1 protein-coding gene is annotated in these 741 nt (G+C 41.7%); it reads left to right on the top strand.

What is annotated here, in order from left to right; all coding sequences use genetic code 11:
- Positions 1–62 precede the first annotated feature (62 nt).
- The coding region (locus L6C30_RS14655; RefSeq protein WP_236163336.1) for an IS6-like element IS1006 family transposase at positions 63–741 on the top strand (679 nt) is incomplete at its 3' end.

The raw sequence follows: 741 nt of genomic DNA, 5'->3' as shown, positions 1-741 counted from the left end.
GGCACTGTTGCAAATAACCACGAATGGTAAGCTGAAGACTGTTTTAGCTAAAGGTGCAGCATATGAATCCTTTCCATGGTCGGCATTTTCAGGGCGAAATCATTCTTTGGGCTGTGCGCTGGTATTGTAAATATGGCATTAGCTATCGTGAACTGCAGGAAATGCTGGCCGAACGGGGTGTGAATGTTGATCACACGACTATTTACCGTTGGGTTCAACGTTATGCTCCTGAAATAGAAAAACGTTTACGCTGGTATTGGCGTAATCCTACAGATCTGAGCTCGTGGCATATTGATGAAACCTATGTAAAAGTGAATGGACGATGGTCTTATCTGTATCGTGCAGTCGATCAACGTGGCGATACCATTGATTTTTATCTTTCTTCTAGACGTAATACCAAATCAGCATATTGTTTTCTTGGAAAAATTTTAAATAATGTGAAGAAGTGGCAAATTCCACAAGTGATCAACACGGATAAAGCACCCACATATGGACGTGCTTTATCACGGTTAAAACGGGAAGGTAAATGTCCACCAGACCTTGAGCACAGGCAGATTAAGTATAAAAATAACGTGATTGAATGTGATCATGGCAAGCTAAAGCGGATCATCAGGGCCACATTAGGATTCAAATCTATGAAGACGGCTTATGCCACAATTAAAGGTATTGAAGTCATGCGTGCACTACGTAAAGGACAAGCATCGTCATTTTATTATGGTCAGCCTCAGGGTGAAGTGTGTC

Origin of the sequence: Acinetobacter sp. KAM396, assembly GCF_021602765.1 — a bacterium.
Taxonomy (GTDB): Bacteria; Pseudomonadota; Gammaproteobacteria; order Pseudomonadales; family Moraxellaceae; genus Acinetobacter; species Acinetobacter towneri_A.
The sequence above is the reverse complement of the archived record's forward strand: the minus strand, read 5'-3'. Positions and strand labels throughout refer to the sequence as shown.